Raw genomic sequence first — 14,309 nt, 5'->3', positions numbered from 1 at the left:
GTGACACATAGGGTCTGCTTGTGACCAACAAGTATTTTACGGTCACTAAAGCGCAAACAGCTCCGCCGGCAGACTCATCAGGCACTCACTCCCCGCCTCCACCGCCGCCCGATGCGCACGCGTACGTGGCAGCAGACGCTTGAAGTAGAACTCGCAGGTGGCCAGCTTGCCCCGGGCGTAATCGGCATCACCCTTGCCGCTTTCCAACTGCTCTTGTGCCACCAGCGCCATCCGCAGCCACAGATAGGCGAGGATGATGTAGCCGCTGTACATCAAGTAATCCAGAGCTGCAGCACCCACTTCATCCGGGTTCTTCATGGCGGCCATGCCGACCTTGACGGTCAACTCGCCCCATTGCTGATTCAACTCGTTGAGCTGCCCCACGTGAGCCTTGAATTGCGGATGTTCGGCATTGGCCGCGCAGAACTTGTGGACGATCTTGGTAAAACCACGCAGCAGCTTGCCCTGGCTGCCGAGCACCTTGCGCCCGAGCAAATCCAGCGCCTGGATGCCATTGGTGCCTTCATAGATCGGCGCAATCCGGCAGTCCCGTACCAACTGCTCCATGCCCCACTCACGAATAAAGCCATGGCCACCGAACACTTGCATACCGTGGTTAGTCACCTCCAGCCCGGTTTCGGTCATGAAGGCTTTACAGATCGGCGTAAGGAAGGCCAACAGGTCTTCAGCCTCCTGACGCTGACCTTCGTCGCCACTCAAGTGCGCGGTATCGAGCAACTGCGCGGAGAAGTAGGTCAGCGCCCGGTTGCCTTCGTTGAAGGCTTTCATGGTCAGCAACATGCGCCGCACATCCGGGTGGACGATGATCGGGTCGGCGGCTTTTTCCGGAGCCTTGGCACCGGTCAGCGAGCGCATCTGCAAGCGGTCGTTGGCGTACTTGATCGCACCCTGGAAGCTCGCTTCGCCCAAACAAAGGCCCTGCATGCCGGTGCCCAGGCGCGCATGGTTCATCATGGTGAACATGCAGTTCAGGCCCTTGTTCGCTTCACCGATCAGGAAGCCCCGGGCGCCATCGAAGTTCAGCACACAGGTGGCCGAAGCCTTGATGCCCATCTTGTGTTCGATCGAGCCGCAAGCCATCGCATTGCGCTCACCCGAGTCGGCGTGAAACTTAGGCACGATAAACAGCGAAATGCCCTTGGTCCCGGCCGGCGCGTCCGGCAGCTTGGCCAGCACCAGGTGGATGATGTTTTCACTCATGTCGTGCTCGCCGGCCGAGATGAAAATCTTGCTGCCGGTGATCGCGTAGCTACCATCTGCCTGAGGCACCGCGCGGGTCTTGATCAGCCCCAGGTCGGTGCCGCAATGGGCTTCGGTCAAGCACATGGTGCCGGTCCACTGGCCGGCGGTGAGTTTGCTCAGGTAGGTGTTTTTCTGTTCTTCAGTGCCATGGGCACGGATCGCCGACATCGCACCGTGGGTCAGGCCGGGGTACATGCCCCAGGACGTGTTGCTGGAGGAGATCATCTCCGCGAGCACCAGCCCGAGGGACATTGGCAAGCCCTGCCCGCCGTAGGCCGGGTCTGCCGCCAAACCGTGCCAGCCGCCTTCCACGTACTGCGCGAAGGCTTCCTTGAAGCCCTTCGGCGTGGTCACCACACCGTTGTCGAAATGGCAGCCTTCTTCATCGCCGGAGCGGTTCAACGGCGAGAGGACGTTTTCACAGAACTTGGCGCCTTCTTCGAGGATCGCGCCTACCATGTCCGGGCTGGCATCGGTCGCACCCAACGCCGCGTAGTGGCCGTGGAAATCAAAGACGTGATCGATCAGAAAGCGCATGTCGCGCAGGGGAGCTTTATAGTCAGGCATGGCGATGTCTCCGGCAGCAGATGCCTTCAACCTACTGCCCCACGGCCCACCGGACAATCACTGTAGGGCCGCTGAATACACCGCCATCACTCAACCGGCAGCGCTGTCCATTCGTACCGCGCCCCGGCGGGTCTGCCCCGAAGCAACCACGCAGTTACGCCCCGCGCCCTTGGCGTTGTACAGCGCCTGGTCGGCGGATTTGAGCACTTCTTCAGGGCTGCGCTGCTCGGCCTGGCGCTCGGCGACGCCGATGCTGACGGTCACCGACACGCTGGACGCGCCACTGCCTGCACGACGTTGCCGGCCTTGCTGGTCGTCGTTGGGACGATCGGGGTTACGCAACTTGATGTCGTAGTTGGCGATGATTTCGCGGATCTCTTCCAGGTGCGGCAGGCATTCATCCAGGGTCTTGCCGGCGAACACCACGGCAAACTCTTCGCCGCCGTACCGATAAGCCCGGCCGCCGCCGTTGACCTTGGACAGCTTGCTGGCCACCAGGCGCAGTACCTGGTCACCCACATCGTGCCCATGGGTGTCGTTGAAGCGCTTGAAGTGATCGACGTCGCCCATGGCCAGCACGTAGTTGCGCCCCAGCCGCTGCATGCGTTCGTTCAGTGCGCGGCGGCCCGGCAGCCCGGTCAGCTCGTCACGGAAGGCCATTTGATAAGCCTCGTGGGCCACACCGGCGGCAATCATCAGCATCACCTGGCTGCACATGATGTTCAGGGTGAACGGCAGGATGAAGGTCTGCGGCAACATCCAGAACAACCCCAGCAAGCCCACCAGTTGCGCGGCGTGCAGCGGTCTTGGCTGGTACCAGTACTGCGCGGCCAGAGTAACAAAGCCAATCAGGAACATCGGGTAGGAAAGCTGGATCAGGCTCATCCAGCGGCCATGCAACGCGGGCCAGCGAATCTCGGCCAACCAGCTCAACACGGCCTGAGGGAAACTTTGCTCAAGGGCCAGCGCCACGCTGCCGATCGCCAACAGCACCGCGCACCGTGCGATGAAGTCGCGAAACAGGTGGGTTTTTTCCTGCCAGAGCGCGTAGATGCTGAACAGCAGCGGCAACAACAGGCAGCACAGATGGAAAACCACCGCCGCGTCGTCCCGAACTCGGCCATGGTCGCGGTAATAATCGGTCTGGGTGTCCAGCAGGAAGTAGACCACGTACACCGTGATCATCAGGAACAGCTCGCGCTGGCGGCGGTAGACCGCGCAGTACGAACCGCCCAGCAGCAACACGAGGGTCGGCAGCACATTGAACAGTGAGGTGAAGAACACATTGAGGTCCTTCACATACGCAGCCGAGAGCCCCGCCATCAGCAACAGCAGTGAAGGTAAAAAATGACTGAAACGTAAAGCAGACACGCGCGGCAAGGGTAAAGCTCCGACCCACTAAAAAGATGGCACAGTGCCTTCACTGATCACAGTTAAGCACATTCGATGTGATGCGTATCACATTGCCATCACTTTAACGGCCGAGCGGCGCAATCCCTGAGTGCTGCGCTGTGGTTTTTTATTGACTGGCGTGGAGCGGGACGCAGAGCATCCCAGGCTGCATTCCCACGCGGAGCATGGGAACGAAAAAAAAGCCGCCGCTCCCTAAGGAGCGGCGGCTTTTGAAATGAACCCGCCGAGGCTTAGTAGCCCAGGTCGAAGTTCTCTTCTTTCATGTCCATCAGGTTGTTGGCGCCCGACAGCATGGTTGCAACGTGGGTGCGGGTACGCGGCAGGATGCGCTGGAAGTAGAAGCGCGCAGTCTGCAGCTTGGCGGTGTAGAAACCTTCTTCGGTGGTGCCGGCAGCCAGTTTCTCGGCGGCCAGGCGGGCCATGTCAGCCCAGAAGTAGGCCAGGCAGGCGTAGCCGGAGTACATCAGGTAATCCACCGAGGCGGCACCGACTTCTTCACGGTCTTTCATGGCCGCCATGCCGACCTTCATGGTCAACTCGCCCCACTCTTTGTTCAGTGCCGCCAGCGGTGCAACGAATTCCTCTACCGCTTCGTTGCCTTCGTTGGCCTGGCAGAACTTGTGGACGATCTTGGTGAAGCCCTTCAGCGCTTCGCCTTGGGTCATCAGCACTTTACGGCCCAGCAGGTCGAGGGCCTGGATGCCGGTGGTGCCTTCGTACAGCATCGAAATGCGGCTGTCGCGAACGTTCTGCTCCATGCCCCACTCGGCGATGAAGCCGTGGCCGCCGTAGATTTGCACGCCGTGGTTGGCGGATTCAAAACCGACTTCGGTCATGAACGCCTTGGCAATCGGGGTCATGAACGCCAGCAGTGCGTCAGCCTGTTTCTTGGCTTCGTCGTCGGTGCCGTACTTGACCACGTCAACCTGCTTGGCGGTGAAGTACACCATCGCGCGGTTGCCTTCGGCGAAGGCTTTCATGGTCAACAGCATGCGGCGCACGTCAGGGTGCACGATGATCGGGTCGGCTGCCTTGTCCGGCGCTTTCGGGCCAGTCAGGGAGCGCATTTGCAGGCGGTCACGAGCGTATTTCAGGCCGCCCTGGAAGCCGATTTCAGCGTGGGACAGACCTTGCAGCGCGGTACCCAGGCGAGCGGTGTTCATAAAGGTGAACATGCAGTTCAGGCCTTTGTTCGCCGGGCCGATCAGGAAACCGGTGGCCGCGTCGAAGTTCATCACGCAGGTAGCGTTGCCGTGAATGCCCATCTTGTGTTCCAGGGAACCACAGGACACCGCGTTGCGCTCGCCAATCGAACCGTCGGCGTTCGGTACGAACTTGGGAACGATGAACAGCGAAATGCCTTTGGTGCCAGCCGGTGCGTCCGGCAGGCGGGCCAGAACGATGTGGACGATGTTGTCGGCCATGTCGTGTTCGCCGGCCGAGATGAAGATCTTGGTGCCGGAAACCTTGTAGGAGCCGTCAGCCTGAGGCTCGGCCTTGGTGCGCAGCATGCCCAGGTCGGTGCCGCAGTGCGGTTCGGTCAGGCACATGGTGCCGGTCCACTCGCCCGACACCAGTTTGGTCAGGTAAGCCTCTTGCTGTTCCGGGGTGCCGTGCTCGGAAATGGTGTTCATCGCGCCGTGCGACAAGCCAGGGTACATACCCCACGACCAGTTGGCTTCGCCGACCATTTCGCTGACTGCCAGGCCCAGGGACTCCGGCAGGCCTTGGCCACCGTGCGCCACGTCGTGGGCCAGGCTTGGCCAGCCGCCTTCAACGAATTGTTTGTAGGCTTCTTTGAAGCCGGTAGGGGTCTTAACGCCTGACTCGCTCCAGGTGCAACCTTCGATGTCACCCACGCGGTTCAGCGGTGCCAGTACCTGCTCACAGAACTTGGCGCCTTCTTCGAGAATGGCGTCAACCATGTCCGGGGTAGCGTCCTGGCAAGCCGGCAGACTCTGATAGTGCGCTTCATAGCCGAGCAGTTCGTCACGAACGAAGCGAATATCACGCAAGGGGGCCTTGTAGTCAGGCATAGCGATAAACCTCTGCTGATGTATCTGGGATGAACAACCGCGTGGATTGTTGTAGCGGTCAAACAGTTGTTTGAAACATACGTTTACGACCTATCCTTGTCAAGCGTCGTGCAAATGCCGTTTGTCATGACGCAGGTCAACGTCAGGCACGGCAAGGCCTGCAGCGAAATGCCACATGACGATTCAGGGGGAAAAAGATTATTGAGCGGTGAAGATCAATGTGGGAGCTGGCTTGCCTGCGATGCGGGCGCCGCGGTGTATCAGGAGGATCGAGGTGACGCTATCGCAGACAAGCCAGCTCCCACAGAGAAGCCAGCTCGCACAATAATAGGGGGGGTTATGCGTAAGTATCGATCAACGTACCAAGCATTTCGTCGGAAGCCTTGGCCACTTTGGCGCCCAGCTCGACCTGAAACTTGCCTTGGGCCATCTCGACCATATTGCTCGCCGAGTTGCTGGCCTGATTGGCATCTACCGAACGCAAACGATCATTTTGCGCGTCCGAAGGCTGGGTAGTGGCGGCGCTGGCGATCTTGCCGGCGGCCTGGTCGACACGGTTCTGCCCGGTCTGAATGGCGCTCAGTCCCGAGTAAAACGCACTGCTACCAGAGATTTCCATGGCGTGAACCTGCCTGAAAGAGAATCGTGAAACCTTATTGAAGCAGACATACCGGCAAAAGGCCCGTTAAAAACACTAATGGCATAATGCCTTATTGATAGGTAAAACTAGTCAAGCAGGTCCAGTTGCAAGTACTCGGCGACCGCTTCGGCGCTGGGATGCTTGAGCTTGGGCACCCTTCCCAGGCATGGCGCGGGGAGTCGCTCAGCCAGGGTTGCAAGGTTCTCTTCCAGACGAGAGGTCTTGGGATCGATGATATTGGCTACCCAGCCCGCCAGCGGCAAACCGTCCCTGGCGATGGCTTCGGCGGTCAGCAACGCGTGACTGATACAACCCAGTCGTACCCCCACCACCAGGATCACCGGCAGCTTCAGCGCCTGGGCCAGGTCCGACAGATTGTCCTGATCCGCCAAGGGCACACGCCAACCGCCCGCGCCTTCAATCAAGGTGAAGTCTGCCTGCTTGGCCAGAATATGCTGCATGGGCTTCAACAACGACTGCACCGTCAGTGCCACACCGGCTTCGCGGGCTGCCAGATGCGGCGCGATGGCCGGCTCGAACGCCACCGGATTGACCTCGGCATAGGTCAAGGGCAGTGAACATTCCGCCAACAACGCCAGGGCATCCGAATTGCGCAGACCCTTGGGGGTCAGTTGGCACCCCGAGGCTACCGGTTTGCCCGCCGCCGTGCTTTTGCCCGCTTGCCGCGCGGCATGCAGCAGGCCGGCAGCGATGGTGGTCTTGCCGACGTCGGTGTCGGTCCCCGTGATGAAGTAAGCGGCATTCATAGAGGTTTCTCCAGGACGGCGTACACCACTTGATAAGTCGCCGGCAGGCCTTGGGCCTGGCGGAACTGCTCGTAGGCTTGCACCAGTGCAACAATCCGCGCCCGGCCCGTCAAGCCTCCAGGGCGTCCCGGGTTCAGATTGTGCGCACCCAACGCTTTCAGTTCGTGGGTCAGGCTGCGCACGTCGGGGTAGTGCAACACGTGGGGACGCTGCTCCAGGCTGCGCACCCGCAAGCCACTGGCCGCGCACAGCTGTTGATAAGTACTGAATGGCCGGAAGCGGTTCACATGAACCATCCCATCCGCCGCGCGCCAACTTTCGCGCAACTCATCCAGCGTACCCACGCAGAGACTGGCAAACGCCAGCACGCCACCCGGCTGCAACACTCGCCGCGCCTCACTGAGCACTGCGCTAAAGTCCGAACACCACTGCACCGCCAAACTGGAGTAAATCAGCCCGCAACTGGAGTTCTGCAACGGCAAGCGCTCGGCATCCCCAGCGATAAAATGTTGCGCGCCACCCAAGGGTCGGGCGTGGTTGAGCATGCCCTCGGCGATATCCAGGGCCAGACCCTGGCTATCCGGAAATGACTGGCCCAGCACACGACTGAAATAACCCGTGCCGCAGCCCAGGTCCAACCAGCGTTGTGGAGAAAGACCTTCGGGCAAACGCCGCAACAGCTCGCTGCCCACTGCACGCTGCAACTCGGCAACACTGTCGTAACTGGCGGCTGCGCGGGAAAAGGAGGCCGCTACCTGGCGCTTGTCTGGCAAGCCGCCGGGTAGCACATGGGACAAATCAGTCATCACCGCACTCATGCAAAAAAGCCTGGATGGCCCCCGCCACACCGTGGGGGTCCTCCAGTAGAAAAGCGTGACCGGCCTGTTCAATCAGGCCGATTTCAACATCGGGCAACAAGGTCAGCAGGTCGCTGGCCGCCTCGGCTGGCACCAGGTCGTCCATGCCGGCAAACAGGTGCAACTGTGGGCCACGAAAGGCCAGCAACGCCTCACGGGTATCCAGTTGAGCGAGTAACTCAAGGCCATTCATCAGGACCGGGGACGGCGTATTCGGCGCCCCGCTGACCAACAAGCGCGCCAGCCCGCGAGGGTCTTCCGCGCCCTTGGCGCACAGCAGGCCGAAGCGCTTGAGCGTGACCTGGGAATCGGCATTGCACCCGGCGAGAAACGCATCGAAGGTTTCGCCGGGCATTGCGCTCGGCCAGCCGTCATGGGCGACAAAACAGGGGTTGCTGGCCAAGGTCACCAGGCCACAGCAACGATCGCCCCGGCGCGCTGCAAGCTCTGAAGCCAGCATCCCGCCGAGGGACCAGCCACCCAGCCAGGCGTTGTCCGGCAGGCTGGCGTCCAGCTCGTCCAGCCATTCGTCGAGGTCCGCGCCAGCCAGCGCCGGCAAGGGTTCGATATGCACCCGCAGGTGTTCATCCAGCCCTTGCAGCGCCGCCGCCAGCGGTTCCAGCGGCGAGATGCCGAGGCCCCAGCCAGGCAGCAATATCAGTCGATCACGCATGGTCGGGCTCCTGGCCTAACAAGCGGAAACACTCTTCCAATGCGTTTAACAATAGCTGCACCTGGGCTTCACTGTGGGCCGCCGTCAGGGTTACCCGCAGGCGAGCGCTGCCGGCGGGCACGGTTGGCGGACGGATCGCAGTCACCATCAGCCCACGCTCGCGCAGCATCTGCGACAAACGCACGGCACGGGCACTGTCGCCAATCATGATCGGCTGGATCGGCGTGAAACTGTCCATCAGCTCCAGGCCAATCTGCTCGGCGCCCTGGCGGAACTGGCGGATCAACCCGTTGAGATGCTCACGGCGCCAATGCTCGGTGCGCAGCAATTCCAGGCTTTTCAGCGTGGCGCAGGCCAGCGCCGGCGGTTGGCTGGTGGTGTAGATATACGGGCGGGCGAACTGGATCAGGCTTTCGATCAGCTCTTCGCTGCCCGCGACAAACGCGCCGGCAGTACCGAAGGCTTTGCCCAGAGTGCCCACCAACACCGGCACGTCTTCCTGGCTCAAGCCAAAATGCTCGACGATCCCACCACCGTTGGCGCCCAAAGGCCCGAAGCCATGGGCGTCATCCACCATCAGCCATGCGCCCTTGGCTCGGGCTTCACGGGCCAGTGCCGGCAGGTCAGCCAGGTCGCCGTCCATGCTGAACACGCCATCGGTGACCACCAGCGTATTGCCGGTGGCTTTCTCCAGGCGCTTGGCCAGGCTGGCCGCGTCGTTGTGCAGGTAACGATTGAAGCGCGCCCCGGAGAGCAAACCGGCATCCAGCAATGAGGCATGATTGAGACGGTCTTCCAGCACCGTATCGCCCTGACCCACCAGCGCCGTGACGGCTCCGAGGTTGGCCATGTAACCGGTGGTGAACAGCAGCGCCCGCGGGCGGCCAGTCAGGTCGGCCAAGGCTTCTTCCAGTTCATGGTGCGGCGTGCTGTGGCCAATCACCAGATGCGAAGCACCGCCACCGACACCCCAACGCGCCGCGCCCGCACGCCAGGCTTCAATCACCTGCGGGTGATTGGCCAGGCCCAGGTAATCGTTGTTGCAGAACGCCAGCAACGGCTGGCCATCGACCACCACGTCAGGGCCTTGAGGGCTCTGCAGCAGTGGACGTTGGCGATACAGGTGTTCGGCACGACGAGCCGCAAGACGCGCGGCGAGATCGAAAGACATGAGACCTCGGTTAAGCAGGCTAAACGCGGTCAACCCTGTGGGAGCTGGCTTGCCTGCGATTGCGGCGACACATTCAACATCAATGTGTCTGACAGACCGCTATCGCAGGCAAGCCAGCTCCCACACTGGATCGCACTTCGGCAGGAGAAATGGCTTAAACAGCCGCGTTATAGAACTGCTCGCTGCTCTTCTGCTCCACCAGCGCCTGCTCGATCGCCGCCTGGTGCACTTCGTCGGCGTGCTCTTCGCGAGCCTCCGGCAAGATGCCCAGGCGCGAGAACAGTTGCATGTCCTTGTCCGCCTGCGGGTTGGCGGTGGTCAGCAGTTTGTCGCCGTAGAAAATCGAGTTGGCACCGGCAAAAAACGCCAGGGCCTGCATCTGCTCGTTCATCGCCTCACGCCCGGCCGACAGCCGCACATGGGACTGCGGCATCAGGATGCGCGCCACTGCCAGCATACGGATGAAGTCGAACGGGTCGATGTCGTCGGCGTTTTCCAGCGGCGTACCGGCGACTTTCACCAGCATGTTGATCGGCACCGATTCCGGATGCTCCGGCAGGTTGGCCAGCTGGATCAGCAGGTTGGCGCGGTCGTCCAGGGACTCGCCCATGCCGAGGATGCCGCCGGAGCAGATCTTCATCCCCGAATCACGCACGTACGCCAGGGTTTGCAGGCGCTCAGCGTAGGTACGGGTGGTGATGATCGAACCGTAGAACTCCGGCGACGTGTCGAGGTTGTGGTTGTAGTAATCGAGGCCAGCTTGGGCCAGGGCTTCGGTCTGGTCCTGGTCGAGGCGACCGAGGGTCATGCAGGTTTCCAGGCCCATGGCTTTCACGCCTTTGACCATCTCCAGCACGTAGGGCATGTCTTTGGCCGACGGGTGTTTCCAGGCGGCGCCCATGCAGAAACGGGTCGAGCCGATTGCCTTGGCGCGGGCGGCCTCTTCGAGGACCTTCTGCACTTCCATCAGCTTCTCTTTTTCCAGGCCCGTGTTGTAGTGGCCCGACTGCGGACAATATTTGCAATCTTCCGGGCAGGCGCCGGTCTTGATCGACAGCAGCGTGGAAACCTGAACGCGGTTGGCGTCGAAATGCGCGCGGTGCACGGTCTGCGCCTGGAACAACAGGTCGTTGAAAGGCTGGACAAACAGCGCTTTGACTTCGGCTAAAGACCAATCGTGACGCAGGTTGGCAGTGATGCTGGCGCTCATGGGCGATTCCTTGATTATGCTTTGGCAAGCCCTGCGGACAGTAATACCCACAGGCACGACACGGATGCTCGGCATATTTAAGGAAGATTCATGCACTGTCAACTTGAGAAGAAACACGAGGTTTACATCTGGTTAAAAAGCAACCAAATCTGTTTGATCTGTGATGAAAGCAGCGAAACGGCCCATTCCATCTGCAACACCTGCGAAACCGAACTGCCTTGGTTGATGGATCAATGCGAAGTGTGCGCGCTGCCATTGCCCATGTCAGGCCTGGTGTGTGGCCAATGTCTGAAGCGACCACCGGCGTTTAAACAGGTGGTTGCCCCCTGGATCTACAGCTTTCCCATCGACAGCTTGATCAGCCGCTTCAAGCATCAGGCCCGATGGCCGCTGGGCCATTTGCTCGCGCACCTGCTGGGGCAGTTTCTGCAACACCGTTATGACGATGCGGAGCTGACGCGCCCCGACTGCCTGCTACCCGTGCCCTTGGCTCGCAAACGCCTGCGGGAACGGGGTTACAACCAGTCAGCCATGCTCGCGCGCTGGCTGAGCAAGGACCTGAATATCCCCTACGATGAGCACCTGCTGTTACGGCCTCATGAAACGGTGGCGCAACAGGACCTGGACGCCAGGACCCGCCAGCGCAACCTGCTCCAGGCCTTTGCCTTGGCGGACGGTGCGCAAGTCAACGGCCGGCACCTGGCGCTGATCGATGACGTACTGACTACCGGCGCCACCGCCAACAGCCTGGCCAGCCTATTGACGGACGCCGGCGCCCGACAGGTGGATGTGTATTGCCTGGCCCGCACGCCCAAGCCCGGCACATGACTTGACTCTCAGACGCCCTGCCCGCAACGTCTGCCCATTCCATCGAAGCGTGTCCCCATGTCCCTGCCTACCCTCTTGAGCCAACACATCGTCCGTCGCCCCCAGCGCATTGCGCTGCTGCAACACATTGCCGAGCAGGGCTCCATCACCCGCGCGGCAAAGAGTGCGGGCTTGAGCTACAAGGCAGCGTGGGACGCCATCGACGAGTTGAACAACCTGGCGCAAAAGCCCTTGGTGGAACGCAGTGTCGGCGGCAAAGGCGGTGGCGGCGCCAAGCTGACGGCAGAGGGCGAACGGGTGTTGCGCCTCTACCAGCGTCTGCAAGTGCTGCAAACCCAGGTGCTGGATTCCGCCGAAGACGCCAGCGACTTCAACCTGTTGGGCCGCCTGATGCTGCGCACCAGCGCGCGCAACCAGTTGCACGGCGAGGTCATGGCCATCGACAGCCATGGCCGCAACGACCTGATTCGCCTGGAACTGGCCGGCGGGCTGAGCCTGGATGCACAAATCACCCACGACAGCACCTTGCATCTGGAGCTGGAGACCGGCACCGAAGTGGTGGCCCTGATCAAGGCTGGCTGGCTTGAAGTGCTGGCCGCCTCGCAGTCAGCAACACCAGGACACAATTGCTTGGAAGGAAAAATCGAGGCGATTCTCGACGCCGAAGACGGCCCCAGCGAGGTCCGTATCACTCTGCCCAATGGCCAGGTTTTGTGTGCCCTGGCCCGGCCCGACGCACTTGCGCAGATCAGTGCCGCCGAAGGCGTGCAGGTGAAGGTGCAGTTCTCCCCCAGCAACGTGCTGCTGGGCACCCCGGTGTAACGCTTCAAACTGCAACAATTTCGTCACGACCGCTCCTTAAGGTGTCTGCAAAAACCCGCAGGGAGCCTGAAATGAGCCTATTAGAAGAAAACCAAGCCACCGATCTGGAACAGATGGTCGGCCTCACCCGCCGCCGTTTTATCGGTGCCGGCGCCCTGTGCGGTGCCGCGATGTTCCTCGGCGGCAACCTGCTGACCCGCAGTGCCCTGGCGGTCAACGCCGCGTCGAACAGCCCATTGCTGGGTTTCACCAGCATCGCCGCAGCCACCAGCGACACCATCACCCTGCCGCCCGGCTACAGCGCCTCGGTACTGATCAGCTGGGGCCAGCCACTGCACAAAAACGCGCCGGCCTTCGACCCCAGCGGCAACGGCACCGCCAAGGCCCAGGAACAACAGTTCGGCGACAACAACGACGGCATGAGCCTGTTTGCTTTCCCCGGTGACGACAACCGCGCGCTGATGGCGATCAACAACGAATACACCAACTATCGCTACCTCTACGCCCACGGCGGCGCGCCGCAATCGGCGGAAGACGTGCGCAAGGCGCTGGCCAGCGAAGGGGTGTCGGTGATCGAAGTGCGGCGCAAAGGCGACACCTGGCAGTTCGTCCAGGACTCGCGCTACAACCGGCGCATCCACGGCAACTCGCCGATCCGCTTCGGTGGCCCCGCAGCGGGCCATGCCTGGCTGAAAACCAGCGCCGACAAAACCGGCAAAAAAGTCCTCGGCACCTTCCAGAATTGCGCCAACGGCAAGACCCCGTGGGGCACCTACCTGACCTGCGAAGAGAACTTCACCGATTGCTTCGGCAGCAGCAACCCGCAACAAACCTTCGACGCCGGGCAGAAACGCTACGGCGTGGTGGCCGCCAGCAAAGACATCAACTGGCACCCCCACGACCCGCGCTTCGACATGGCCAAGAACCCCAACGAACTCAACCGCCATGGCTGGGTGGTGGAAATCGACCCGTTCGACCCGCAATCCACACCGGTCAAACGCACCGCCCTGGGTCGCTTCAAGCACGAAAACGCCGCCCTGGCGGAAACCCGCGACGGCCGCGCCGTGGTGTACATGGGCGACGACGAACGCGGCGAGTTCATCTACAAGTTCATCAGCCGCGACAAGATCAATCACAAGAACCCCAAGGCCAACAAAGACCTGCTGGACCACGGCACCTTGTATGTGGCGATTTTCGACGCAGGCGACGGCAATGCCGACCATCCCAAGGGCCAGGGCCAATGGGTCGAGTTGACCTACAGCAAGAACGGCATCGACGCCAACAGCGGTTTTGCCAGCCAGGCCGAAGTGCTGATCCACGCACGCCTGGCCGCCAGCGTGGTGAAAGCCACCCGCATGGACCGCCCGGAATGGATCGTGGTCAGCCCCACCGACGGTCAGGTGTATTGCACCCTGACCAACAACGCCAAGCGCGGCGAAGACGGCCAGCCGGTCGGCGGCCCGAACCCGCGGGAGAAAAACGTCTACGGGCAGATCCTGCGCTGGAAGGCCAACGCCAACGACCATGGCGCGCCGGATTTCAGCTGGGATTTGTTTGTGGTGGCCGGCAACCCGGCGGTGCATGCCGGGACGCCAAAGGGTGGCTCGTCCAACATCAACCCGCAGAACATGTTCAACAGCCCGGATGGGCTGGGTTTCGACAAGGCCGGGCGGTTGTGGATCCTGACCGATGGCGACTACAGCAACGGCGGCGACTTTGCCGGGATGGGTAATAACCAGATGCTGTGTGCCGACCCGTCGACCGGAGAGATTCGGCGGTTCATGGTGGGGCCGGTGGCGTGTGAAGTGACCGGGATCAGCTTCTCGCCGGACCAGAAAACCCTGTTTGTGGGGATTCAGCATCCGGGGGAAACCGGTGGTTCGACCTGGCCGGAGCACCTGCCGAATGGCAAGCCACGGTCCTCGGTGATGGCGATTCGTCGAGACGATGGCGGGATCGTCGGCGCCTGATAAGGCGCCATCGCGGGCAAGCCCGGCTCCCACAGTTGACCGATTACTCCTGTGGGAGCCGGGCTTGCCCGCGATGGCGGACTAACAGTCAC

General features: G+C 61.5%; 12 protein-coding genes. 3 read left to right on the top strand and 9 right to left on the bottom strand.

The window, feature by feature from the left end; all coding sequences use genetic code 11:
* Nucleotides 1–45 precede the first annotated feature (45 nt).
* The 9 genes from K0H47_RS24760 to bioB all read right to left on the bottom strand — a co-directional run bounded on the left by K0H47_RS24760 (nt 46) and on the right by bioB (nt 10,597).
* Nucleotides 46–1,830 carry an acyl-CoA dehydrogenase C-terminal domain-containing protein gene (locus K0H47_RS24760; RefSeq protein WP_063026715.1) on the bottom strand — a complete coding sequence of 595 codons (1,785 nt, stop codon included), beginning with the start codon at nt 1,828–1,830 and terminating at the stop codon, nt 46–48.
* Nucleotides 1,831–1,920: 90 nt separating this feature from the next.
* Nucleotides 1,921–3,210, bottom strand: coding sequence for a diguanylate cyclase (locus K0H47_RS24755; RefSeq protein WP_063026713.1), 1,290 nt, complete (start codon nt 3,208–3,210; stop codon nt 1,921–1,923).
* Between the two features lie 263 nt (nt 3,211–3,473).
* The gene (locus K0H47_RS24750) at nt 3,474–5,279 is read right to left on the bottom strand and encodes a phenylacyl-CoA dehydrogenase (RefSeq protein WP_219273775.1); all 1,806 of its coding nucleotides are present in this window, start codon (nt 5,277–5,279) and stop codon (nt 3,474–3,476) included.
* A 337-nt stretch (nt 5,280–5,616) separates the two neighbouring features.
* Entirely contained in the window at nt 5,617–5,898 is a 282-nt protein-coding gene (locus K0H47_RS24745) for a hypothetical protein (protein ID WP_010167428.1), read from the bottom strand.
* 107 nt (nt 5,899–6,005) lie between these two features.
* Nucleotides 6,006–6,686: a dethiobiotin synthase gene (gene bioD, locus K0H47_RS24740; RefSeq protein WP_177025553.1), complete on the bottom strand. Its 681-nt coding sequence runs from the start codon at nt 6,684–6,686 to the stop codon at nt 6,006–6,008.
* Entirely contained in the window at nt 6,683–7,492 is an 810-nt protein-coding gene (gene bioC / locus K0H47_RS24735; RefSeq protein ID WP_218264016.1) for a malonyl-ACP O-methyltransferase BioC, read from the bottom strand. The genes bioD and bioC overlap by 4 nt, the downstream gene beginning before the upstream one ends.
* Nucleotides 7,485–8,216, bottom strand: a complete 732-nt coding sequence (locus tag K0H47_RS24730; RefSeq protein WP_063026708.1) for an alpha/beta fold hydrolase — start codon at nt 8,214–8,216, stop codon at nt 7,485–7,487. Before K0H47_RS24730 ends, bioC begins: the two co-directional genes overlap by 8 nt.
* On the bottom strand, nt 8,209–9,387 hold the full coding sequence (gene bioF, locus K0H47_RS24725) for an 8-amino-7-oxononanoate synthase (RefSeq protein WP_063026706.1): 1,179 nt from the start codon (nt 9,385–9,387) through the stop codon (nt 8,209–8,211). Before bioF ends, K0H47_RS24730 begins: the two co-directional genes overlap by 8 nt.
* A 154-nt stretch (nt 9,388–9,541) precedes the next feature.
* Entirely contained in the window at nt 9,542–10,597 is a 1,056-nt protein-coding gene (gene bioB, locus K0H47_RS24720; RefSeq protein WP_063026704.1) for a biotin synthase BioB, read from the bottom strand.
* 90 nt (nt 10,598–10,687) lie between these two features.
* Between bioB and K0H47_RS24715 the strand changes: the two genes are divergently transcribed.
* The 3 genes from K0H47_RS24715 to K0H47_RS24705 all read left to right on the top strand — a co-directional run bounded on the left by K0H47_RS24715 (nt 10,688) and on the right by K0H47_RS24705 (nt 14,217).
* Nucleotides 10,688–11,425, top strand: coding sequence for a ComF family protein (locus tag K0H47_RS24715; RefSeq protein ID WP_219273774.1), 738 nt, complete (start codon nt 10,688–10,690; stop codon nt 11,423–11,425).
* Between the two features lie 57 nt (nt 11,426–11,482).
* A complete protein-coding gene (locus K0H47_RS24710) occupies nt 11,483–12,247 on the top strand; it encodes a TOBE domain-containing protein (protein ID WP_219273773.1) in 765 nt (254 codons plus the stop codon).
* A 71-nt stretch (nt 12,248–12,318) separates the two neighbouring features.
* Nucleotides 12,319–14,217, top strand: coding sequence for a PhoX family phosphatase (locus K0H47_RS24705; protein ID WP_219273772.1), 1,899 nt, complete (start codon nt 12,319–12,321; stop codon nt 14,215–14,217).
* Nucleotides 14,218–14,309: the final 92 nt, after the last annotated feature.

Origin of the sequence: Pseudomonas sp. Xaverov 83 (assembly GCF_019352905.1) — a bacterium.
GTDB lineage: Bacteria > Pseudomonadota > Gammaproteobacteria > Pseudomonadales > Pseudomonadaceae > Aquipseudomonas > Aquipseudomonas yamanorum.
This window is presented reverse-complemented; position numbering and strand designations above follow the sequence as displayed.